We start from the raw sequence: 22933 nt of genomic DNA, 5'->3' as shown, positions 1-22933 counted from the left end.
TTATTGATGATAAATAGGCTCAAATTCGAAAATAAGGACCAAAAGTTCCGCTATTTTATAGGAGCGATACTGAGCACAAGACTAATATAGAACAAAGTGCCCTATGGCCCCCGACCGTAGATAAGCCATATTATTTGATGAAACCCTTCAAAGAAACGTGAGAGATTTGAGAGATTTCAATATAGGGGACACTATTTCTTTTGAAGATACAATTTCTTCGATTAAGTATGACAACGATAAAAACTATACTCTTTTGGGATTTAAAGACATTGATGGTGACATAGTCAACTGGGTATTTAAACGTGATTTAAATAGCAGCTTCAAGGTCGGTGGCTCATTACGACTAAAACTACGTTGTTAAAGAGACAAACGGATTTGAGAATATTGATTTAATCAAGAACTTCCAAGACAGTGGAGAAACGGCTGATGAAATTGATAAATACTTAGTTAAATAAAGAAACAAGGTGATATTATCAATAAGGTAAAAAATTGGGCAGTTATAGCACTAGTTTTCTGGGGAATATTTCAAATTTTTTATTATATACTTAAAAATTTAATTTTTGGACAAATCAACATACCGTCACCTTATGAAAATATTGTTCAGTTAATAGGCCTGGTCATAATTATTCTACTCTCAATAATTTTTGCAATACTTTTGGTCAAAGGAAATAATAAACAGTGACAAAAGAAGAGGGGGCTATATCGATATCGAGCCCACTCTTCTTTTGTACGTTCGGCTGGGTTCTATTGAATTGTCAAAGCGGCTACATAACACTACTTCCCCGGCTTGACCTGAACGCGCAACTCGTCCTCCGGCTGATTGGTGGTATACATATAAATGTAAATGTCCTGCTCGGTTTTGTTAAATTTCTCGTACACGTCTATATTCTCATTCCCCTCGTCTCCAAGCATGCGGATGAGAGCAGGCTTCCCGTAATTTCGCTCCCCGCCGTCGAGATAATAGGTTTGATTCACCCCGCCAAACGCCGGATCGCTGCTCCGGGATTCTACATACAGATTGCCGTCCTTCATATAGTAGGTCCATGTGATTGGATAACCCGCGATGCTGGAACTCACGGCTTGCCGCTTCGTCGAGATGTCGGTTAGCCGGACCGGATGGCTATCGCCCTTGTACTCGTCGACACGATGTTTCGCAATCAGAGTTATCGGCTCATTGGCCAACGCTTCCGGTGTAAGGCCAGCCATTTCGAACCGCAGTTCGGTTTGGGCCGGTTCATTGGAAACGGGCCAGAGTCCGCCATCGAGAAGCTTGCCCCCAACATCCAGCTGATATTCCGTATAAGGCACCCTTGCGTATTCCTCTTCATGGGTCAACACAAGCCGAACCTGGGTTGGTGTAACGATCAATTCAGCAATTTTTGTTCCTCCTGGCACCTCCTTGATCGGAATATTCAGCCGGTCCTTAAACGAGCTGCGTTCCAGTTGCTTCTTCGAGAGGGCGGTACGGAGACTCCAAGTTCCAGCGGCCGTTCCCAGCGTACGGTCATATTTGAGCTGGAACGAAGTTCCTTCAGCCCGTAAGTCAGTTGCCAAATAAATTTGCTGGTTCGAATATTCGTCAGAGGCTTCAGGTGTTCCGAATACTGAGGGCTTAGATTCCCGGATTCTCTCGCCTTTAGCGTTGACAGCTTCAATACGAACCCAGCTGTTATTTTGAACCCACGAGTCGGTGAAGCTAATAACTGATTTCAGCAGCATTTGTCCTCCGGCTTGCTCGAAGGATTGCAGCGAAACGGTGCCGATACCGTCCTTCTGGATGTTGAATGTCTGGGTCTCCGCACGGTCGGGACGAAAATCGATGGCCTGGCTGCCGTCTCCGACGAAGCGGATATTTTCCACGAAAAACTCCACATCGGCCTGGCGCTCATTGAGCACCCAATCCGTTTCGAAATACCCTTGATATACCTTAAGCTCCTCATTCCAATGTTGGTTGTAGTTGCCCTCGATCACCCGGCCGCTGCCATCGCGAAGTCCGATATTTTCGAAGCTGATAGCCTTCCCTTTCCAGGCCGGGCCGGGATCGAGGCTGTACAGAAGGAAGGTCCGGTTCTCATCGGTAAAAGCGGTATGCAGCGTAAGCGTTACGCCGTCCCGGGTGACCGACTGTTCGATCGTTTGGCCAAGGCCCTGCTCCAGGGCCGTTTGAATCCCGGCTCTATAAGATAGAAGGTTCGACCAATCATACGTAACCGCTGCATATACTGGCGTAGCTATAAGGGCAACGGACAACGAGACGGCGATGGCGGTCCGTTTCCGGTTGCGTGGACGCGGAATTGCCGCTTTCCCTCCGGCGGCCATCCGTAGCTCGTCTTGGCGGATGCTGCTCCACATCCGGTCGAAATCCGGATAAGACACCGTGTCCGCGTGTTTCATTTGGTCTTTTAACTGGCTTTCAATACGTTCCAATTCGTTCCTCTCCCTTCAGCGATATGGGGTGGGTTTGTTCCAGTTTCTTGCGCATCATTTTCAACGCTTTATGAAGCCTTGATTTTACGGTTCCTTGCGGAATGCGCAAGGTTTCGGCGATTTCTGCCATCGACAATTCACCGATATAGCGGAGGGTTACGACCGCCAGCAGCTTATCGGGCAGCTGCTTCAGCAGCTTCTCCCATTCGGCGGAGGCCTCCTTCTCTAGCACGAGCGCGTCCACAGGTTTAACCGCTGCAGCGACGGCGTGCTCATGCAGCCGCTGCACCTCGGATTGCTTTTCCCGCTTTGTCCGGTTTTTTCGGAGCAGGTTCAGACAGTGATTCATGGTAATGCGCATAATCCAGGCCCGCACATGCTCGATCCGCTGCCAGTCCTGCCGAAACACGGTGACGAAGACGTCATGGCATATATCCTCCGCATCCTGCGCGTTCCGGAGCATGTAATAGCAGGTTCGATAGACGTCTTTGTTGTAGCAATCAAACAGCTCACGTTCCGTCAATTGCTGCACTCCTTTCTTTGCGTTATGTCTTATAAACAGATGAGCTTTGAAAAGAGTTCATTTTTTTCGAAACCGCTGTAATAAGAACGAAACAAACCGTCAACTCAATAACCCTACAATAACAAAAGAACACCCGTCCCGCTCTAAATAGTGGGGCAAGTGTTCTTCTACTAGGATTGAACATTAAAGAAATAAAGGTTAGCACGTAAAAAAAACGCGGCCCCCGAAAACCTCGGAGGCCGCGCTGTTCTTGACATTATGGAGATGCTGATGAAGGGATTCGAACCCCCGACCTACGCATTACGAATGCGTCACCGTAGTGATTTGTAGGGCCTAATAAGGTCTTAAAAGCCCATAAAACAAGAGTTTTCTAAGATTCAAATACTTATAAAGTTTTATTAATGCCGTTAGAAATTTTGTTAGAAGTTATCATAAACGATTTAGACTTATCAGGTATATTTCGTAGTTCAGCGGATCCTCGGCAATTCTCATTTAAAGCTCAAAACATAATCCCCGCTAAAATACCAAAGAAAATTCCCATTTAAATAATTTTAATTTTTGAAAAAGGTCTTTACACCGTCATAGATAATAATTAGACCGATAACCACAGCAAGAGTCCTTACGATCAACTCAGCACTCAAAAGATTTCCCATTACTTGATTAACATTATAATAAGATCCTGTAATAAAAACTGGCGAAAACATAATTAATATTCCTACAATGAGGCTAACTAAAAGAATCACTATCTTACCACTACTGCTCAAGTTACGACCTCCAGTAAAAATTTCAATAAAATAGGATAATAAATCTAAAATAATAGTTACCATGAAGGAAAGAAAAACATCCTCCATGGTAACTGCAAGTCTACTTACTCAACTTAATCCCAATCATAATCATCTTCCTCATAAATTGTTGCGTACCAGTTACTAGAGTAGGAAACACTAAATGAAAGTTCAAACGATTCGCCGATACCAGCTGTACCACCACCAGAAATAGTCGTCGTCCCATTGTCATAAAAATCTCCACTGACTATATAGTGAATTCTATTAGCATGTTCTAAATTAGTGTAGACCGTACCAGCGTATTGCTTAGATACACCTTGATACACTCTGTTCATAGTAGTGCTCAGAACTTTTAATATACCATAAAAAGAATAACCACCTTCAGTTGTCTCACAATAGAATTTCAAGGATGGTTTATAACTCTTCATAGCGTTAAGTTGTGCAGTAAAGGTCCTATATGTGGCTAATTGTGGACTTATAGTGGCTGTTTTCGTTCTTTTTCCAGAATAAAAATTAGAAAGGAGAGTTTCTCTAGCCTGCTCCACAGAAATACCACTATCATTAGCATAGGTTGAGACCAATTCATCAAAAGTCAAAACATCACTCATTTGCATATCGGAAACTTCTTGTTGGACATTAATCGAAGCTTCAACATTATCGGCAGGATTCCTTGACGCTGCAAAATCATCAGCTGCAACAAGCGGAATACACAACACAAAAGACAGAATACCAGAGGCAATACTTGATACCATCCTTTTCCTACTCATATCACAAAAAACCTCCTTGGAATTTATTTCCTATAAAACCATAACTCCAATTAAGTTATAAATCAACATCAATACCATTTATTTCACATTTTTAACATATTTGATTAATTCGATAAGGGGATTATTGGAAATTATACTTTGAATAAAATAGAATTATTTTAACTTATAGATGCTTGCTTTCTATCCGCTTTTATGAAAATTCGAAATCAATAAGGATCTACCTCAAAAGCATCCCGTGCCTGCCTCAACTCTACAAAATAAAAAATTAAGGTTCGTACCTTCAATTAGACCACAAGATCCGGAACTTCGATCCCTTCTGCAATAAATAAGCTGGAAATAAACAAAAGAACACCCGTCCCGCTCTAAATAGTGGGGCAAGTGTTCTTCCTGTTTGGATGAGGTGCGTTAATTGCAAATCTTGCTATTCCTGACTGGACACTCTAATGCTAATGATGATCTATCCGTTTGTACTAAGCGTGAGCAAGCGTTTTAGATTGTCATCAATAAATTTATTATCGGCATTGTTGATTCCACGACCGGCAAAATGGCCCCAGATCGACTCGATAGGACTAAAAACAGCATTAGGTATACGCTTAGCTTCGTATTCGTTATCGTCCGCCTTGCAGAAGAGATCCGTACTCCCAGGCATGATGCAGGCGAGCGCTTTAATACTTTTGAGCGCCTTATCGAAATCTCCGTTATAGGTGGGATTTGCACTAATATCTGCATTTTGTCCGGTCCATAACATGGCCAGGACATTGTGCGGATCCATCTTCATAAAGCTATCTTCCCAGACACCCGCCACAAAACCTGCCAATGAGTCGAATCCAAGTTCACGATAAAGTTCCTCCCTGTAAAACGCATCCGATAAGCCCCATCCCGCATAGACACGGCCAACGGCACGCATGTCTGCAGAAGTCAACTGGTTTAGTTTACTTGAATCAAAGCGGGCGGCAGCCATGAGCGCAGCTTTCATTCCGTCCAGGACCAGATACGTTTGGGGCCAAGGCTTGGCAACTCCGGCGAAAGGCGCAATTCGTTCCACCATATCCGGATAACTTGCCCCCCATTGGAACGCTTGAATACCTCCCATTGACCATCCTGCTACGAGAGCGATCTTGTGAATACCGAATTTTCCGGTCACCAGCCGATGCTGAAATTGAACGTTGTCATAGATAGTTATCTGCGGGAAGTTAGCCCGGTCGAATGGGGGAGGCGTGTTACTGGGAGACGAAGATAATCCGTTGCCCAGCAGATTAGGAACGATAATGAAATATTCTCGCGGATCCAGTGCCATGCCGTTTCCAATCAACCATTCATTCTGAACATGCGTGTCGCCAAAAGCAGTTGGATAGACGATGACATTATCTTTCTTTTCATTCAATTTTCCATAAGTCTTATAAGCGAGAAAAGCGCTCGGTAACGTCACTCCTGATTGCAAGGTTACGTCACCCAAATCAAAAATCTCATAATCCATCGTATTGTCTCCCCCTTCAACATGAAACCACACATTTAAATTGTATTTCTTGTACTTAGTATAGGCTTGTGGTACCCTCAATAAAAGTGAATAGAATTCAAAGTAGTCTTCAATAATATTGAAAGTAAAAGGGGGACTGTATGATGGAATTGCGTCAACTGAATACGTTCCGCATGGTTGCATCAACGTTAAATTTCAGTCGGGCTGCGGAAGTGCTGGGCTATGTCCCCTCCAACGTCACGATGCAAATCAAAGCATTGGAGGATGAGCTTGGTGTTCGTCTCTTTGACCGTTTGGGCAAGCAGCTCGTTCTTACAACTGCGGGTAAAAGCTTTTTAACTCATATTCAAAGCGTTCTAGATAAATTGGACGAAGCTCGCAACGCCGTTCATGACAATGAAGTTCTAAGCGGCACCCTAACGATAAGTGCCAATGAGGTTATTTGCGCCTATCGGCTTCCCGCTGTCTTTCAACGATTTCGTTCGCAGCATCCGGGAGTTCGTTTGATCTTCCGCTCCGTTCCAAATCAAGAGCTCAAGCAAACACTCTTTGAGGGAACCGCGGATGTTGTCTTTATGTTGGACGAACCCATTCGCTCGAGCGGACTTGCCGTGGAACCGTTGGTGGAAGAAACTTTCCGCTTGTTCGCTGCTCCAGATCACCCGCTTGCAAAACGAACTGTGCTACAGCTAGGAGATTTTCACGGAGAAGTGTTCCTGACGAATGAAAAGGGCTGTCCCTATCGCACCATGTTTGACCGGTCATTTGAGAAAGAGGGCATTGATAGTATTACGTATTTGGAGTTTCAAAGCGCTGAGGCCATTAAACAATGTGCAATTTCGGGAATCGGTATTGCCTTTCTTCCTGAAATCGTAGCGGAAGCCGAAGTTGAACGGAGCGAACTTATTGCTCTTCCATGGCAAATTCCGGACTTGCACGTGTATACACAGATGTCATGGCATAAAGACAAGTGGCTTTCACCCATCATATTATCTTTCATAGAAGCAGCAAGAGAGGTTATGGCTATAGAAGAGGGGAATAAAACTGTTTAGCCTATTCATAAAAAAATTCCCGAGCTGGCACCGTTCGAGCTATAAACGTCACTTATTTATTACCGAGTTGTTCCGCCAAACCGATTAGAAGTCCTTCATTTCCACGAATGTAGCAGAGCCGATACGAGTCCTCGTACTGAACCACTTCGCCAACGAGCTGAGCACCATACTTAGTGAGTCTGGATACCATTTCGTCAATGTCTTCAACAGTGAACATGACGCGTAGATAACCGAGGGCATTTACAGGAGCAGTTCGGTGATCTGATATAGTAGGCGGGGTGAGAAATTGCGAAAGTTCAAGTCGGCTGTGGCCATCCGGGGTAACCATCATAGCAATCTCTACACACTGTGAACCCAGCCCGGTTACGCGGCCAGCCCATTCACCTTCGACAGTAGCTCGCCCTTCGAGCTTCAAGCCAATCTCCTCGAAGAACGGGATTGCGTTATCAAGGGATTCTACAACGATGCCAACATTGTCCATTCTTAGTAATTTGTTTTTTGCCATAGTTTTATCTCCTTATGTGTACAAATTTATTACCTGATCATCTTCATATTTATTCTATTAAGAATTGCCAACTCCTTGCAAAAGATTAACATCTTGTCACAGTTCATGAATCGATTATAAATTCCTACCTAACAATGCTCCCACTCGTTGTGCCATGCAGTGAGAGGGGTAGGGCTTTCCGTTCTTGAACCACCATTCCACTACCCCTACGATAGCAGCTCCAAAAAATTGAATACTCACATCTTCACCGTCACTTAATTCTTGAGATCTTCCATCGGTTATGTTTTCTTCATTCTTTAACTCTTGGAGGACAAATTCAAGGAACCGACTGCGAAAAAAAGGGCCCCCTTTACTCGCTAACATCGTTGAAAAGAATAAATAATGACTCTCAAAGTACTCGAACCATAACAATACTGTATCAATATAATCGGTATTATTAACTGCTAATTCGCAAAGTTCCCGTAGTTCGTAAATATGTTCTTCGATTAGCTTATCTAAAAGATCATATTTATCCATGTAGTGAAGATATATTGTTCTTCGGCTAACATTTGCCCTATCGGAAATTTCTTGTATAGTAATCTGATCAAAATTTCTTTCAGTCATCAGTTCAATAAAAGCTTTTTTTATCGCTTCTTGAGATTTGATTATTCTTCTATCCACCTTAAACATTGCGAGAGTCACCAAGCTTTCTGGAAAAATACACAATTTAAATGATTCGTGAACAAATGCACAAATTACGGCTATTTGGTAATTACGGATACCTTCTTTTTCGTTTATATTATACACAGTTGTTATCTAATACACTAATGTGTATTTTTTGCGGATATTAATTGAAACCAGTAGGAGCCGATCCTCTTTGCAAATGGCAAGCTGCTTCAAAGCTTTGGCAGTCCAGCCGTGCTGTCTAGCGGAGCAGGCACAGGTAGAGGTAATAATCAACATATTCGAAGGGGGAACTATTCAATGAAAATCACGGTAATTGGAGCGACGGGTACGACAGGCAGGAAAGTGATAGAGCGAGCACTTGAATTGGGACACGAGGTTGTAGCCGTGGCTCGTCGGCCGGAAGTCATCGCCCCCACAGAACGCCTCAGCGTCCGACAGGGAGACGTGCTCGATATGCCTAACATTGCCAAGGCCTTGGCCGATACTGATGCGGTAATTAGTTGCATAGGTCCGACCAGAAACTTTTCGCCGGGCACCATAATGCCGGAGGGCATCACGAGCATCCTCAAAAACTTTTCGCCAGGCACCGTCATGTCCGAGGGTATCTCGAACATCCTGGCAGCCTGTCAGAGCGCCGATGTCAAGCGCTTCGTTATGCAGAGCGGCATCGGTCTAAGCGACGGAAAAGAGCTTTCCACGCTCAATCGCTGGGCCATACGCATTTCGGGCCGCATCTTCTCGAAGGCGGTCGAGGACAAGGCCATTGCCGAGCGTGCAGTGCAACAGAGCGACCTGGATTGGACCATTGTACGACCGGGCGCACTTAGCGACGTAGCCGCCACTTCGAAATATACAGCAGGCCCCTCCACCCGCATCGCTCCATTCCTGCCGCTTTCCTTCGCAGACTGCGCCGACTGCCTCGTACGGGCGGCGACAAATGAGCCAACCTGGATCAGGAAGATCGTTAACGTTGGGCGGTGATGAGGTTATTTTAAAGGGAAGGAGATAGCCGAAGATCGACGGTCCCCGGTTAATATTTTCGCAACAGAACGGTGTCATTCGCCTATACACACGCCATAACAACATCTGCACCAAGCTTTAAAGCATCAAATGTTAGAAGTTCCCTTTTTACGCAAAAAAAGCGCGGCCCCCGAAAACCTCGGAAGCCGCGCCGTGCTTTACATTATGGAGATGCTGATGAAGGGATTCGAACCCCCGACCTACGCATTACGAATGCGTTGCTCTACCAGCTGAGCTACATCAGCAAGTTCACTTTTAGCGAACAAAAATTATTATACCGTGTTTTAAAAATAATGCAAGCCCTAAAGTTTGGGAATTTTGCGCAAGCCCGTTTTGTCCGGATTTCGTGGTGCTTCCGGCGCACGTTGCGTGCCGCGCAACGGTCAACGACATGGTCCCACCACACACGTGGCGCTATCACAATGCTGCCACAACCAAACCGCTTGCACTACAACTTCTCCCTCACGGATTGAAGCTTCTGCTCGGACGAACTCGCTTTGTCGCGGCGGTCGTCGATCTTGATCGAGGTCGACACCCGGCCGGCGCCCGACTGGAACGGCGCTTCATGAATCGCCCGGATGGCCGCGAATACGTCGTCCAGCGTCCCTTCAATAATCGTGCTCATCGACGTCAGCGTGAACTTAATACCTTCTTGCTTCTCCAACACCCGTTGCAGCTCGGCCACATAAGAGCTGAGGCTGGTGCTGCCCGTGCCAATCGGAATAACCGTCACTTCCGCAATCGCCATTTTCGTTCCCCTCACTTTACTATATTTAATTCCCGTCCGAGTACTATTTTATCAATTCCCCACCGGTAAATACAAACAAAAAGGGGCTCAAAAACATAAGGGCAAAAAATGTCGTTATTCCGGCGAGATCCGTCAATTTGAGAAAATAAAGGAAATTTATGTCGCTATTTTCTCGGACCGTAACAAAATACCCGCAATCTGGACCGTTCATAGGAAAATAAGAACAAAAAATTCCGCTAATGGGGATGAACATGCTCAGCCCCGGATAATAAGTACATAAAGTTCCGCTATTTTGAAGGCCGGCGGTTTCCCGTTCCAGTAACCAGCGCTTGGCCAACGGTCGACCAGTAGGTGGCTGTTCTAGCAACCGGTGGTTTGCCAACGAACGGCCGGCCGTTCCAGCAACCGACAGTCGGCTGGCGAACGGTTCGCCGTACCACTAACCGGCTATCAAGTACCGATTTCTAGGTGGCTCCCCCAAAAAAAGCACAAAATTTTTTTCTCCTCCCCGCTTCGCGCATCGCCCGCGGGCTCCGGCGGATTTGTCCCGGATTCCGGCTTGTCCATGTGATGCAAGTCACACTTTAAACACAATATATTGTGCTAATCTTGTTTCAGCGAAACAAAATATAGTGTAAACCGCTAAAACCTGCGAGGAACTGGCATGATGTCCGTATGCAGCTTTTACATATGCCTTATTGGATCGACAGCCGTTGTAGAAGAAGCTTCACTAGGCAGCGCATTCGGGCATGTTCAACCTGGGCAGGTTGGAGATGCCTTTTTACTTAGTGTTAAATTAGCTTTTGGGGAGGAGCATTTTAATATGGCATTGCTAAACCAAACCTTCACCGGCCGGGACACCATGCTGGATGAAGTCATTCAAATGGGCGAGGAAATCATTCAAAGCCGCAACCTGGAGGTGCTGCGCGAGAACGCGAATTTGAACGGCGAAAGCTTCTCGGGCAAAATGAGTAAATTCGGCAGCGAGTACGCCAGATGGTATGCGACTTATTTCATCCTGCCCAAACGGGTGGAACAGGCGATTAAAGACAACATCGTCTACGTGCATGATCTCGACCAATATGCGATCGGGACAACGAACTGCATTTTCATCCCGTTCGAAAAGCTGCTGCGCGAAGGGTTCAACACCGGCAACGGCAGCGTCAGACCGCCGAATTCGATCATGACCGCGATGGCGCTGGTGGCGATCATTTTCCAATCCCAGCAAAACTCCCAGTATGGCGGCGTATCGGCCAACAAGCTGGACTTCGACCTCGCCCCTTATGTGGCCAAATCATTCGAGAAATATTTCCGCAAAGGCCTGGAATATTTCGAAGAAGGTGCCCGCGACGCCGAATTGGCCGGGAACGGGGACATCTCGATGAGCCGCAGTGACCTGCAAGAGCGTTATCCGAAGTCGTTTAAATTTGCCCTGAAGGAAACCGAAGCCGAAACGCTGCAGGCGGCCGAAAGCCTGATCCATAATCTCAACACGATGTCGAGCCGGGCCGGCGGGCAAATCCCGTTCACCAGCATCAACTACGGCACCTGCACCTCGCCCGAAGGGCAGATGGTGATTAGCTCCCTGCTGACGGCCACGATGCGGGGGCTGGGCAGCGGGGAAACGCCGATTTTCCCGATCCAGATTTTCAAATGCAAACAAGGCGTCAACCAGAACCCGGACGAACCGAATTACGGGCTGTTCCTGAAAGCGGTGGAATGCTCGGCCAAACGGTTGTATCCGAACTTCGCCAACCTGGACGCCCCACTTAACCTTATGCATTACGACCCAAGCGATCCGGATACGGAATTCGCCACGATGGGCTGCCGCACCCGGGTGCTGGCCGACCGCTTCGGCCGGAACCATCTTTCCGGCAAAGGCAACCTGTCGTTCAACACGCTGAACCTGGTCAAGCTCGGCCTGGAGCACGGCATTGCGCTGGGACGGCGGGCAGAGGCGGACGAGCGCGGCTTCTACCGCGAGCTTACGCATTACATGGACATCGCCCTGGAAGGGCTGCTGCATCGGTTTAAAATTCAAGCGGCCCAAAAAGCCAAGGCATCCGACTTTATGATGCGCGAAGGCGTGTGGGAAGGCGGCGAACACCTCGGGCCGGAGGACGCAGTCGGCGAATTGCTCAAGCACGGCAGCTTGTCAATCGGGTTCATCGGGCTGGCGGAATGCATGAAGGCGATGTACGGCAAGCACCATGGCGAGGATGAAGCTGTCTATCAAAAAGCGTACGAACTCATCTCCTACATGCGCGATTATTGCGACCGCCAAAGCGATATTCATAATTTGAACATTACCCTGTTCGCCACGCCGGCGGAAGGCTTGTCCGGAAAGTTCACGAAACGTGACCACGCGGTTTATGGCCCGATTCCGGGCGTAGTGGACAGAGAGTACTACACCAATTCGTTCCACATCCCGGTGTATTACAACATCAGCGCGGCAAAAAAAATCGAGCTGGAAGCCAAGTTCCATGGGCTTTGCAACGCGGGGGCCATTTCATACATCGAGCTCAACGGCAATGCCCGGAACAACCAGGCCGCTTTTCTGAAAATCGTTCAATACGCCCTGCAGCAGCAGGTCAGCTATTTCAGCATCAACCATCCGATCGACCGCTGCTCGGCTTGCGGCTTCGAAGGCATTATCGGGGCAACCTGCCCTTCCTGCGGCAGCCATGAGAACGACGTGCACATCCGCCGCCTGCGCCGGGTCACCGGATACCTGACGGGAGATTACCAAACGCGGTTCAACGCTGCTAAACAAGCGGAAGTCCGCGACCGGGTCAAACACGACGCATGAATATTTGCGGCTATTACCCGGAATCCATCAATGAAGGCGAAGGCCTGCGGGCCGCGATCTTCATCAGCGGCTGCCGCCATTACTGCAAAGGCTGCTTCAGCCCGGAGACGTGGAATTTCAATTACGGCGAGCCATTCACAGCGGAACGGGAAGCCGGAATCATTCATGACATTAAAAACAACCCCCTGCTGAGCGGCTTGACGATCCTTGGCGGAGACCCCTTCTTCTCCGCCGCCGAGGTCAGCGGGTTTATCGACCGGCTTGTGGCGGAGACCGGGCCGATTTCGATTTGGATTTACAGCGGATATACGTATGAGGAGCTGACAGAGCATCCCGGGTCCCCCGAATACGAACTGCTGCGGCGCTGCGAGGTGCTGGTGGACGGGCGTTTCGTCGAAGCGCTTCGCGACCCTGCCCTGCTTTACTGCGGCAGTTCGAATCAACGGTTGATCGATATCCGGCAAAGCCTGGACAGCGGACAAGCGGTTCTTTGGGAGCCAAGCCTCCCGTTCATGCGATAAATTGAATCCTCGAAGAGCGCAGATGGCTGCGCTCTTTTTTTTCGGACGCTTCCCCCAACGCTTTGTTTATCTTCAGTTTAAAAAGTGGGATATAATAGAATAATGTCGACTTGCAAAGCAATCCGTTCGGGAAGGAAGATTGATACATGGATTTATTGATTACGGTTATTTTACTGCTTATCTGTCTGGTCGTTTCCAACATCATCAGCCACTACATCCCGTTTATCCCCACCGCGCTCACCCAAATTGTGTTTGGCATCGCCATCGCGCTGGCGTTTGACGGGATTCATCTGGAAATCGAAACGGAATGGTTTTTGCTGTTGTTCGTAGCCCCGCTGCTGTACAACGACGGAAGGCATTTCCCCCGCGAAGAGCTGTGGAAACTGCGGGGGCCGATCTTAGGCAACGCCATCGTCCTCGTTTTGCTGACGACGATCGGCGGCGGTTATTTCATCCACGCCATCATTCCGGAAATCCCGCTCGTCGCCGCCTTCGCGTTAGCGGCCATTCTCTCGCCAACCGACCCCGTCGCCGTGAACGGCATCGCCAAGCGGATTCACATTCCGGACAAAGTGCTGAATCTCGTCCGGGGCGAGTCGCTGATCAACGACGCTTCCGGCCTGGTTGCCTTCAACTATGCGGTCGCGGCGGTCGTGACCGGCTATTTTTCGCTGCGAGAAGCTGTTTACGACTTTACATACATGTTTATCATTGGCGCCGTTTTGGGCCTCGTGCTCAGCCTGGTCATGACCTGGCTGCGGTTTTCGCTCCGCAAACAGGGCATTCAGGACGCCACCCTGCATTCGCTTCTGCAGATCCTGACCCCGTTTATTATTTTTATCGTCACCGAAAACCTCCTGCACGCTTCCGGCGTCATTGCGGTCGTCGTGGGCGGCATCGTGCATTCCCTGCTGCGGGAACGAACGGAAACGATGCTCGCCGAGGAGCAGGTCTTGACGGAAAATATATGGCAAACCGTGCTGTTCATCCTGAACGGAGTCGTCTTCCTGCTGCTGGGGCTGATCATCCCGTCATCCATGCGCGCCACGGTGGAAAACCCCAACATCGGCAATACGCTGGCGATCGGCTACGTTTTGGCCATCGGGGTTGCCATTTTAGCGATCCGTTTCGTCTGGTCTTATTTCTTTTCCCTGTACGAATATAAAGCCGCCAAATCACCTGAGACCGCGGCAAAACCGAGCGTTAAAAACAGCCTTCTGGTCAGCCTGACGGGCGTCCGCGGCGCCGTTACGATGGCCGGGGTGTTGTCCATTCCCTATGTGGTCGCCAGCGGACAGGCTTTTCCCGAGCGTTCGCTCATCCTGTTTTTGGCCGCGGGCGTCATATTGTTCACCCTGATCGCCGCCACCCTTTTGCTGCCGCTGTTCAGCAAAGGAGCAGCCGAAGGCGAAGCGACGGACGAATACATCGACATGGCCGAGGCCCGAAGCAGGCTGCTGCGGGTTGCGGTGCAGAAGATTAAAGCTGAAATGAACGAGCACAACAAAGCCGCCGCCTATCAATTGATGGACGAATACAAAAGGCTGTTCCGCCCCGTGTATCTTCAGCAGAACGCCCACAGGCTGGAGCGGTCGGAAGCTTTGGGGAAAATGACCGAAATCCAGCTTGCCGCGCTAAAAGCCGAACGGAATTACATCCACGAAACGATGCAAAGCGGCGGAATGAGCAAGGAGATGTTCGAAACCTTCGAGAAGGCGCTGGACCTTCGCGAAGAAGGGCTCTGCCGAACCGCCCGCGCCCGCATTTCATTCCTGGTCGGCAGCGCCGTCCGCGACTGGCGGCGGGCCACCCGCAAGTACCGGCAATTTGCCGGGCTGCGCCACGGCCAGGAAATCCAGCTTCAAGCGCTGCAAGCGGCACTCGAGTACTTGAAGGGCCTACCCCGGGAAAAAGAGCAGGACCTCGCCCTGCAAAGGGTGATGCTCCAATACAAGCGGGTGATCGCCCACTTGACCAGTCCCGGGCCGCAATTCAGCGAACAGATGGAAGCGCAGAAAGAAGAGCTGCGCATCCAGGTGATGGATGCCGAACGCGCGGAAATCCACAACATGTACGAAGCCGGCAGCATCAATTGGGAACAGGCCCGGGAGCTCAGAAGAATGGTCAACCAGGTCGAAAGCGTCACGCTGATCGAGCACGCGGAATAAAACGAATTTCAAACAAGGGTTGTTCCGGTTGGTTTTCCAACCTTTGGAGCGGCCCTTTTTTTCGGCGCAAGGAACCTTTTCCCCCGCTCGTTCGTCAAGTAAACAAGATAAATTACGGGAGGAAGTGTACCTGCAAATGCCGCGATCAACTGTAAACATCATGCTGTCGCTGTCGCTAACCGCGATGTTGGCGGGGGCTTTATTAACGGGATGCGCCGATAAAGAGGGGGCTGCTGGCCCGGGACCCGGGCAAACCGGTATGGAACAAAACGCGCCGGGACAAGCAAACAACGTTGGCGGAAGTAAAAATAGCAGCGGAAATGGCGCTGCGGCGGAGTCCGGCTCCGAACGGAAGCAAATCCTTGAACAGTTTGAGCGTCTGCAAACCGGTGATCCCGAAGCCAAGGATTATTGGGTCTTTTTCGATGAACATTTGGCGGCCCTGCCTCAAGATGACGCCGGCCTGCTGATGCAAAAGCTGCTCGCTTTTTACGAGGAAGACCTGCTCAAAACGCAGGATAAATTTGCTGAAGAACCCGTTACCCAGGCGCTCTCCGAACTCGGCTGGCCCATTCCGGACGAACAGCTGAAGCAGATCAAAGACGATGCCGTCCGCCAAACCGTCCTGGGCGCCCTGGCCGGCGGCTACAAGCTGGAAACGGCCGAAGGCATGGTGTTTCCCGTGGTCAACTACGGAGCGCTAAAAAAATACAGTTCGGCGCTAAGCGAAAAAATGCAGGACTTCATTGCGCTGCTTGCCATGGATTCGGACGCCAAAATGGCCAGCGACGGCGGGCTCGTCATCACTTGGGATGAATTGGCCGAGCGAGCCGTCGCCGCTGAAAAATATTTTACGCAATATGCAGGAACGCCTGAGGCACAGCAAGCCAAAAAGCTGTTTTATACCCGCTACTTGACAACCTATCTGTACGGGCTGGACAATACGCCGATTTTCGATTTCGATACCTTCAAATTAACCGACGAGGTTAAGGCCAGTTACGAACACACGGTCAAAACGTACCCGGGCACAAAAACGGCCGCGGCCGTGCAAGGCTTTCTGGACGTGCTGAAAAATGCGGATTGGCAGGTGTTCACCAAAGAAAACGGCAAGCAAACCGATGTTCCCGCGGTAAAACAATACCGCGACCGCGTTCTCGCCGGAAATGCGGATTAAGCCTTAGATACCGCAGGCGCCGCGCTTGCCGTTCAAGGCGGAAACCCGCAGCTCCGCCCATGGCAGGGCCAGCCCATCCGGATGGCTTATGTGCGCCGTCCGGCTTTCGCCGGGAAGCAGATCAAAGTAGTTGTCGCTATAGCGGACGCGGCCCAGCGGCAGCTCCAGCTTCACGAAGCGCGCGGCCCCCGGACCCGCCGCGGTCACCGTCACCGCTTGCGCGGCCTCGTCGACCTGTACGTCCAGCCGGGTTTCCGGCAGGCGCAAATCCTTCGGGTCACGCAAATAGTAGCGGTTCGCCGGGGCGGCAAAACCGGAGGCGGACAGCCCGGCCATCACCTCCTCCGGCGCGGCCCCTTGCAAGGCTGCCGCTTCCTCCACCGCGCCGATCCGCACCGCGGACTGCGGCGGAATGTCCGCCGCAAAAGCGGCCCGGTACAAGACGGCACCGCCGTTTAAGGCGTGCACCGTCAGCTCCACCGTCCCCCGCAGCGGCTCCAGCGTATCATTGACCACCCACACTTGCAGCGGTTCGTCCGGCTCATGCTCGAGCGAAAGCAGCACGGGGTTATAGAACGTTTTGGCATAATAAAAAGAAGCCTTTGGCAGCAGCTCGTAGTCGATCATCGACCAGCTCGTGCCCGGCCAGCTGTCGTTAAGCTGCCAGACGAGCGCGCCGCTGTTGCGCTGCCGGTTCCGCCGGAAATGCTCGATCCCGTACTTCAATCCCTCCGCCTGCGTCAACATCGAAAAATCCATGTATTCCTCGATATCGCGCGGAATCCCTGTATAGCCCTCCATCAGCAAAATGCCCTTGCGGTGGTTCGTATCCTTGTTGCGGTAAGCCATCTCCGCGCTCCCCCAGACAAACTGGCCGGCGGGGATGTTTTTTTCCAGCGTGTAGCGGTTCGCCGCAGCGTGCATGCCAAATTCGCTGCTGAACAAGGCCAAATCCCGCTTGTAATTTTTGAACGTCACGCCTTCGATGCTGTAGTCGAGCTGCGGCTTCTCCCCCTGCATCCGCGGGTACACCGAACCGTGCCAAACCTGCCAGTTGTGGCGGTCTCCGGTGTGCGGGTCGTTGGCGTCGTAGCCGCCGTTTGCCCCGTAAGGCGAAGAAGGCCAATACGGGCGCGCCGGGTCCAGTTCCGCCAGCACTTCCGGAATCAGATCATGATAAATGCGCTCCCCGAAAAAAGGCCCGGTAATATCCCCGGCGGCGCTTTTCATATCGTACAGCCAGTCGATTTCGTTATTGCCGCACCAGAGCGCGAGGGACGCGCGGTTGCGTAATCTTTTGACGTTATCGATGACCTCGTGCCGCACGTTGTCCATAAAGTCCCGGTTGAAATCGGGGAACAAGGCGTTGGCGAAAGCAAAATCCTGCCACACCAGCACGCCCCGCCGGTCACATTCATCGTAAAAAACCTCTTTTTCGTAGATACCGCCCGCCCAGACGCGCAGCATGTTCATCCGGCCCTCCACGGTGAGGTCAATCAGCCCGCGGTAGGTCGGCTCCGGGATCGAGCCGATCAGGTTGTCGGCCGGGATCCAGTTGGCGCCTTTGGCATAAACCTTAACCCCATTAAGGATAAAAGCAAACGCATTGCTGCCATCGTCGTTACGTAGGGCAAGCTCCAACGTGCGGATGCCAAACGGCTGTATGCAGCGGTCGACTTCCTCCCCTTCGGCGCGCAGCACGACCTCCAACGTGTACAAATACGGCTCGCCCAAGTCGTGCGTCCACCACAGCCGGGGATCGCGGACCCGCAGCTCGGCTTCGACCCGGCCGAAAGCTTTGCCTGCGTGGGTGTAGCCGGTGCCGATGCTGGTGTCGGCTCTGTTAGCACCGGCGCTACTTACGCCACTACCGCCGTCTTCACCTCCACCAACGAAACTACCTACGCCCCCGGCAGCGCCGCCTTTTCCCGCCCCTTGCTCCCCAAGGATCGGAAGAACAATGCACGCCGCCTCCCTCCCTTCGGCATCAAGCAAGCGGACCGCGGCCTCGGCCAACGTCCCTTTCCGGAAAACCTCGGCTTCCGTGCTAAAATGAAGCACCGCTTCCCCCGCCTCCACGGACCGCGTGCAGGCGTACACGCCGGTCAGCTTGGCCAGCTTGCGGCGCGTGAGGTGCACCTTGCCCCAGATGCCCACGGTCACGATTCTCGGCCCCCAGTCCCAGCCGAAATTCATTGCCGCCTTGCGGATCCAGGGCCGTTCTTTTGTATAGGAGGACCATTCGAACTGTTCCTTGTCCTGGTGATGCAAATGCAGCGGATCGAACCTTATGGCCAACACATTCCAGCCCTCGCGCACAACCCGTGTCACGTCGAAAACATACTCCCGGAACATGTTGGCCGTCCTGCCGATTTCATGCCCGTTGACATAAACCGCCGCAAACGTATCCAGCCCCTCGAACTTAAGCTCGATTCTCTCCCCTTTCTCGGGCGCGGCGTCCAGCGTAAACGGCGTGCGGTACCACCATTCCTTGCCCTCGATCCAGCGGCATTTGGCGTCGTTATGCCCGAAATACGGAGGGTCGATGATGCTCCGTTCCAGCAGCGCCGAATGCACGTCCCCCGGCACGGCGGCGTCAATCCAAAAGCGGTCGTCCAAACCGGGCGCCGCCAGTTCATGGGCAGGTTTTTCCCCTACTTCAAAATGCTGCAGTTTCCAAGGACCCGACAATTCCATGCTGCTTCCCTACTTCCCGAAAAAATTTGGTTTATGCTTCCCCATACAGCAAACCGCCGTCCAGCGCCTCCTCGCGGAACTCGCTGGGCGTTTTTCCCGTGTGCTTTCTGAACAGGCGGCTGAAATATTTCACGTCCTCATACCCGGTCATCGCGGCGATTTCGCTCACCTTGGCCGGGGTCACCGCCAGCAGATTCATCGCCCGGCGCATCCGTATCCCGGTCACGAAGTCGCCGAACGTGCTCCCGGTTTCTTTTTTGAACAGCTCGCTGAGATGGCCGGGGTGTAGGTGTACGTACGCGGCCACCTGCTGCAAGCTAAGCGCCTCCGCCGGGCAGGATGCCATATACGCCTTGGCCCGCTGAACGTGGGAAATCTGGCTTGCCCCGGGTGACGTGTGATACATGTTCATAATGCCAAGCAGATGCCGGAACAGCTCATCCTTCAGCCTCCCGGCTTCCGGCTGCTCCTGCGGCCAAGGCTCGATGCGTACCTTCTCCTCGCGGCCGACGGCACGGAGCGTCCGTTCCAGCCAGCGGTGCCCGATGGCCGCTGCCGAATGAAGGCAGGCCCGGAACGATTCAGGCGTGCATTCCGGGTCCGCCGTCAGCGTATCGGCCAACTCCTGCGTCCACGCTTTTAAGGCCATCCGGTCATGATCCAGCAAAATCATCCCCAGGGCGTTTTCCTCCTCTTGGGTCAGCACCGTTTTTCCGCCTTTTCGCCCCGCCAAATCGGCATAATCGAACATCGTCCCCGCCAGCAAATCATGGTATTTGAACGCGGCAGCGGCCGTGGCGTAACTCCGGTGCACCTGCTCCGCGCCTACCACCGCCTCTCCGGCGGCTATCCGCAGCCGGCACTTGAGCAAGCCTTCGATCCGCTCGAAGGCGCCTTTAAACCGCTTGGCCCCGGCAGGTTCAGCGGCGGCGAGCGGGACGGCGCAGACGATGAATTCCCGGTGGATCAGCACTGCGGCGCTGGGGATCAAATCCTCCAGCATGTTCTGCACGGCAAACCGGAGCAGCCCGCCGGCCGCTCCATCCGCCCCCCAGCCGCCGGCGCACAGAAGCAGCGCCTGCCAGCGGTCCGCTTGCTTCACCGTCCCGCTTCCTCCGGCTTCCGCCAAGCCGGCGGCAAACGCGTCTCCGGCTAACGGCTCGCCCTCGACGATCCACTTGAGCAGCAGCCGCTGCCGCTCCTCGCGCGCCAGCCGCATTGCCCGCGAATCTTCGGCGCGGCGCTCCGCAATCCGCTGCTTGGCCTGCAGCACCGTCTTGATAATCTCTTCCGGCTTGCTCGTTTTGAGCAAATAGTCGCCTACCCCTTGGCGGATCGCTTGCTGGGTATAGGCAAAATCCCCGTAACCGGACAATATGATAACCTCCAGCGCGGGCAGCATCCGTTTCGCTTCTTCGGCCAGTTGGAGTCCGTTTTTGCCGCTCATGCGGATATCCGTCATTAAAATCTCCGGCTTCTCCTCACGAATGCGCCGCAGCGCTTCTTCGGCCGATGCCGCCGGAGCCAGCAGCGTCAGCCCCAGCTCGTTCCAGGCGATAACGCTCGCCAGTCCGGTCCGGATAATGACCTCGTCATCGACGATCAACAGTTTCATGGCGATACCTCCATGATCGGAATCGAGAAAGCAACCTCCGTCCCTTCACCTTCCCTGCTATCCACTTCCAGCCCCGAGTCCCGGCCGTAATGCAGCAGCAGCCTTTCGTGCACATTGCCAAGCCCGTATCCGGCATGGGGGACGGCCTCTCCTGGGGTCTCACGCACGGCAGCGGGACCAACCCCTCCATGGGTCTCCCGGACCCCATCGGCATCAACTCCTCGAACCCCATCGGCAGCAGTTCCTCCACAAGCCTCCCCAACCGCAGCAGGAACAGCTTCCCCCCGTGTCCGCCGCTCCAGCATCCGGCGCACCTCGGCCAGCCGCTCCGGGGTCATGCCGGGCCCGTCATCCAGGACCGCCACCTTCATCCGCCTTCCTTCCGGCTGGATCAGAATGGTGATCGTTCCGGGGCCTTCGCGTTTCTGAATGCCGTGGATCAGTGCGTTTTCCACCAAAGGCTGGAGCAGCAGCTTCAGCATCCATTTATCCAACAGCCCTTCGTCCACGATATAGTCGACGGTAAATTTGTCTGGAAAACGGATCGACTGCACCCGCGCGTAATTCCGGATATGCGCCAGCTCCTGCTCCACCGGGCAGTATTCCTTGCCTTGATTCAGGCTGATCCGCAAAAAATCGCTAAGCCCCTCGACCATGTTGGCTATCCGCTTCTCGTCCGCCATCAGGGCGATCCAATGGATCGAAGACAAGGTGTTGTACAGAAAATGCGGGTTGATCTGCGCCTGTAGCGCCCGCAGATCGGCCTCTTTTTTGCGCGCCTCGCCGCGGATGACCTCCTGCTTGAGCCGTTCGATGTGTGCGCCGAGCATGTTGTAGCTCCGCCCGAGCCGGCCGATCTCATCGTCCGTGGTGGCCGGAAAACGCGGCAGCGGCCGCTCCGGATCGATCCGCGACAGATGGCGGGTCAAAACACGCAGCGGCAGCGTGATCCGGCGCACCGTCAGCCAAATCAGCGCGGCGCAGACCACGACGGATACCCCCACAACGGCGGCTGTCAGCGTCAGGATGTAGCGGTTTTCGGCGCGGTATTGCTCATACGGCACCGTCCCGAGCAAAATCCAGCCGGTAAGCGGCTCCCGGCGGTAGAGGACGGTCGACTTCCCGCCGCCTTCGCCGTATATGACGCTGCCGCTCCCGGTCTGCTGCCGGCCGGCGTCTTCCGTCAGCAGCGCGAGCAGGCCGGGCGCATAGGCAGCCAACGGCCGGCTCAGCCGCGACTTGTCGGCGGAGGAGAGAATCGTTCCCTCCGCACTGATCAGTTCAATCCTGCCCGCCCCCTGGCCGAAATCCGGCGCATTCCAATTCCGCGATACTTCCCGCTCATCCAGGCTGATCGCCAGCCAGCCGAGATGGCGGAAATCGTAGATGCTGCGGATCGGCCGAAACAAGGTGATGACCTGCGTATCCCCAGCATAATCGCGAATCCGGTAAACGTCCGACCACCTTTTTCCCCCGGCGGCGATAGCTTCCTTGGCAGCCGCCGGAAGCTCGCTTTCGTACCACGTCGCCGTGGACAAACCAGCGTCAAACCGCTCCGGGTAAACGGCGATATTGGCGATATAATGCTTGGAAGCGGCCAGATTGGTCATACGCCCGACGAGCGCCGTCCGCTCGGCTTCCACATCCTCGTCTCTGCTGAGGTAAACCTGCAAATCGCGCTCCCCGATCAGGAAGATCGACAGCGTTTCGATGTCCTCCAGCATAAACCGCAGGTTGGCGTCCATTTGCTTTAGCATGTCGCTGCCCGTCAGCTTGGTTTTTTCCTCGGTGATGTTGGAGGAGATCAGAAAGGCAAACAGGCCCAGCGCCAGCATCGGCACGATCATGGACCCCGCGATCACCACCGACAGCCGCCGCTGCAGCGATGAAGTCAGCCAGCCGCGCATAATGCCCTCTCCTCTCTCTAAGGTGATATGAAAAACATTCTAACGGTTGCCACAATCGCTATTTGCTCCAGCAAC

18 protein-coding genes and 2 tRNA genes are annotated in these 22933 nt (G+C 52.4%); 6 read left to right on the top strand and 14 right to left on the bottom strand.

All coding sequences use genetic code 11. The annotated features are described in order from the left end of the window. Positions 1 to 774: 774 nt before the first annotated feature. The 6 genes from ACLD72_RS16825 to ACLD72_RS16800 all read right to left on the bottom strand — a co-directional run bounded on the left by ACLD72_RS16825 (position 775) and on the right by ACLD72_RS16800 (position 5976). Positions 775 to 2427 (bottom strand): DUF4179 domain-containing protein, encoded by a 1653-nt coding sequence (locus ACLD72_RS16825; protein ID WP_411002572.1) that lies wholly within the window; start codon positions 2425 to 2427, stop codon positions 775 to 777. Next, positions 2414 to 2950: an RNA polymerase sigma factor gene (locus tag ACLD72_RS16820; RefSeq protein ID WP_411002571.1), complete on the bottom strand. Its 537-nt coding sequence runs from the start codon at positions 2948 to 2950 to the stop codon at positions 2414 to 2416. The genes ACLD72_RS16825 and ACLD72_RS16820 overlap by 14 nt, the downstream gene beginning before the upstream one ends. Positions 2951 to 3218: 268 nt before the next feature. Beyond that, positions 3219 to 3294, bottom strand: a tRNA-Thr gene (locus tag ACLD72_RS16815). Positions 3295 to 3501: 207 nt separating this feature from the next. Continuing rightward, entirely contained in the window at positions 3502 to 3801 is a 300-nt protein-coding gene (locus ACLD72_RS16810) for a hypothetical protein (protein WP_458476030.1), read from the bottom strand. A gap of 26 nt (positions 3802 to 3827) precedes the next feature. Next, positions 3828 to 4499, bottom strand: a complete 672-nt coding sequence (locus ACLD72_RS16805) for a hypothetical protein (protein ID WP_411002569.1) — start codon at positions 4497 to 4499, stop codon at positions 3828 to 3830. A gap of 457 nt (positions 4500 to 4956) precedes the next feature. After that, the gene (locus ACLD72_RS16800; protein WP_411002568.1) at positions 4957 to 5976 is read right to left on the bottom strand and encodes an alpha/beta fold hydrolase; all 1020 of its coding nucleotides are present in this window, start codon (positions 5974 to 5976) and stop codon (positions 4957 to 4959) included. A gap of 143 nt (positions 5977 to 6119) precedes the next feature. Between ACLD72_RS16800 and ACLD72_RS16795 the strand changes: the two genes are divergently transcribed. Continuing rightward, a complete protein-coding gene (locus tag ACLD72_RS16795) occupies positions 6120 to 7028 on the top strand; it encodes a LysR family transcriptional regulator (protein ID WP_411002595.1) in 909 nt (302 codons plus the stop codon). A 52-nt stretch (positions 7029 to 7080) separates the two neighbouring features. Here the strand turns inward: ACLD72_RS16795 and ACLD72_RS16790 are convergent, their stop codons facing one another. After that, the gene (locus ACLD72_RS16790) at positions 7081 to 7533 is read right to left on the bottom strand and encodes a VOC family protein (RefSeq protein WP_251592416.1); all 453 of its coding nucleotides are present in this window, start codon (positions 7531 to 7533) and stop codon (positions 7081 to 7083) included. Between the two features lie 114 nt (positions 7534 to 7647). Beyond that, positions 7648 to 8202 (bottom strand): TetR/AcrR family transcriptional regulator, encoded by a 555-nt coding sequence (locus ACLD72_RS16785; protein WP_411002567.1) that lies wholly within the window; start codon positions 8200 to 8202, stop codon positions 7648 to 7650. Between the two features lie 294 nt (positions 8203 to 8496). Here ACLD72_RS16785 and ACLD72_RS16780 point away from each other — a divergent pair, with 294 nt between their 5' ends. Then, positions 8497 to 9180, top strand: coding sequence for an NAD(P)-dependent oxidoreductase (locus ACLD72_RS16780; protein ID WP_411002566.1), 684 nt, complete (start codon positions 8497 to 8499; stop codon positions 9178 to 9180). Between the two features lie 211 nt (positions 9181 to 9391). Here the strand turns inward: ACLD72_RS16780 and ACLD72_RS16775 are convergent. From ACLD72_RS16775 to ACLD72_RS16765, 3 genes are all read right to left on the bottom strand, one after another. Next, positions 9392 to 9464, bottom strand: a tRNA-Thr gene (locus tag ACLD72_RS16775). A gap of 203 nt (positions 9465 to 9667) precedes the next feature. After that, positions 9668 to 9967, bottom strand: a complete 300-nt coding sequence (locus ACLD72_RS16770) for an MTH1187 family thiamine-binding protein (RefSeq protein ID WP_251593252.1) — start codon at positions 9965 to 9967, stop codon at positions 9668 to 9670. A gap of 43 nt (positions 9968 to 10010) precedes the next feature. After that, entirely contained in the window at positions 10011 to 10304 is a 294-nt protein-coding gene (locus ACLD72_RS16765) for a hypothetical protein (RefSeq protein ID WP_458476026.1), read from the bottom strand. Positions 10305 to 10790: 486 nt separating this feature from the next. Here ACLD72_RS16765 and ACLD72_RS16760 point away from each other — a divergent pair, with 486 nt between their 5' ends. From ACLD72_RS16760 to ACLD72_RS16745, 4 genes are all read left to right on the top strand, one after another. Next, positions 10791 to 12776: an anaerobic ribonucleoside triphosphate reductase gene (locus ACLD72_RS16760; protein ID WP_411002564.1), complete on the top strand. Its 1986-nt coding sequence runs from the start codon at positions 10791 to 10793 to the stop codon at positions 12774 to 12776. After that, a complete protein-coding gene (gene nrdG, locus ACLD72_RS16755) occupies positions 12773 to 13297 on the top strand; it encodes an anaerobic ribonucleoside-triphosphate reductase activating protein (protein WP_411002563.1) in 525 nt (174 codons plus the stop codon). The genes ACLD72_RS16760 and nrdG overlap by 4 nt, the downstream gene beginning before the upstream one ends. Positions 13298 to 13443: 146 nt before the next feature. After that, entirely contained in the window at positions 13444 to 15465 is a 2022-nt protein-coding gene (locus ACLD72_RS16750; protein WP_411002562.1) for a Na+/H+ antiporter, read from the top strand. Positions 15466 to 15601: 136 nt separating this feature from the next. Next, entirely contained in the window at positions 15602 to 16639 is a 1038-nt protein-coding gene (locus tag ACLD72_RS16745; RefSeq protein WP_411002561.1) for a hypothetical protein, read from the top strand. Between the two features lie 3 nt (positions 16640 to 16642). On the opposite strand, the gene ACLD72_RS16740 is transcribed toward ACLD72_RS16745, so the two are convergent. From ACLD72_RS16740 to ACLD72_RS16730, 3 genes are read right to left on the bottom strand one after another with little or no spacing between them, the layout of a single operon-like run. After that, positions 16643 to 19336: a beta-mannosidase gene (locus tag ACLD72_RS16740; protein WP_411002560.1), complete on the bottom strand. Its 2694-nt coding sequence runs from the start codon at positions 19334 to 19336 to the stop codon at positions 16643 to 16645. A 31-nt stretch (positions 19337 to 19367) separates the two neighbouring features. Continuing rightward, positions 19368 to 20951 carry a helix-turn-helix domain-containing protein gene (locus ACLD72_RS16735; protein WP_411002559.1) on the bottom strand — a complete coding sequence of 528 codons (1584 nt, stop codon included), beginning with the start codon at positions 20949 to 20951 and terminating at the stop codon, positions 19368 to 19370. Next, positions 20948 to 22858, bottom strand: a complete 1911-nt coding sequence (locus tag ACLD72_RS16730) for a histidine kinase (protein WP_411002558.1) — start codon at positions 22856 to 22858, stop codon at positions 20948 to 20950. Before ACLD72_RS16730 ends, ACLD72_RS16735 begins: the two co-directional genes overlap by 4 nt. Positions 22859 to 22933 lie beyond the last annotated feature (75 nt).

The sequence above is a fragment of the Paenibacillus lacisediminis genome (assembly GCF_046567315.2).
This window is presented reverse-complemented; position numbering and strand designations above follow the sequence as displayed.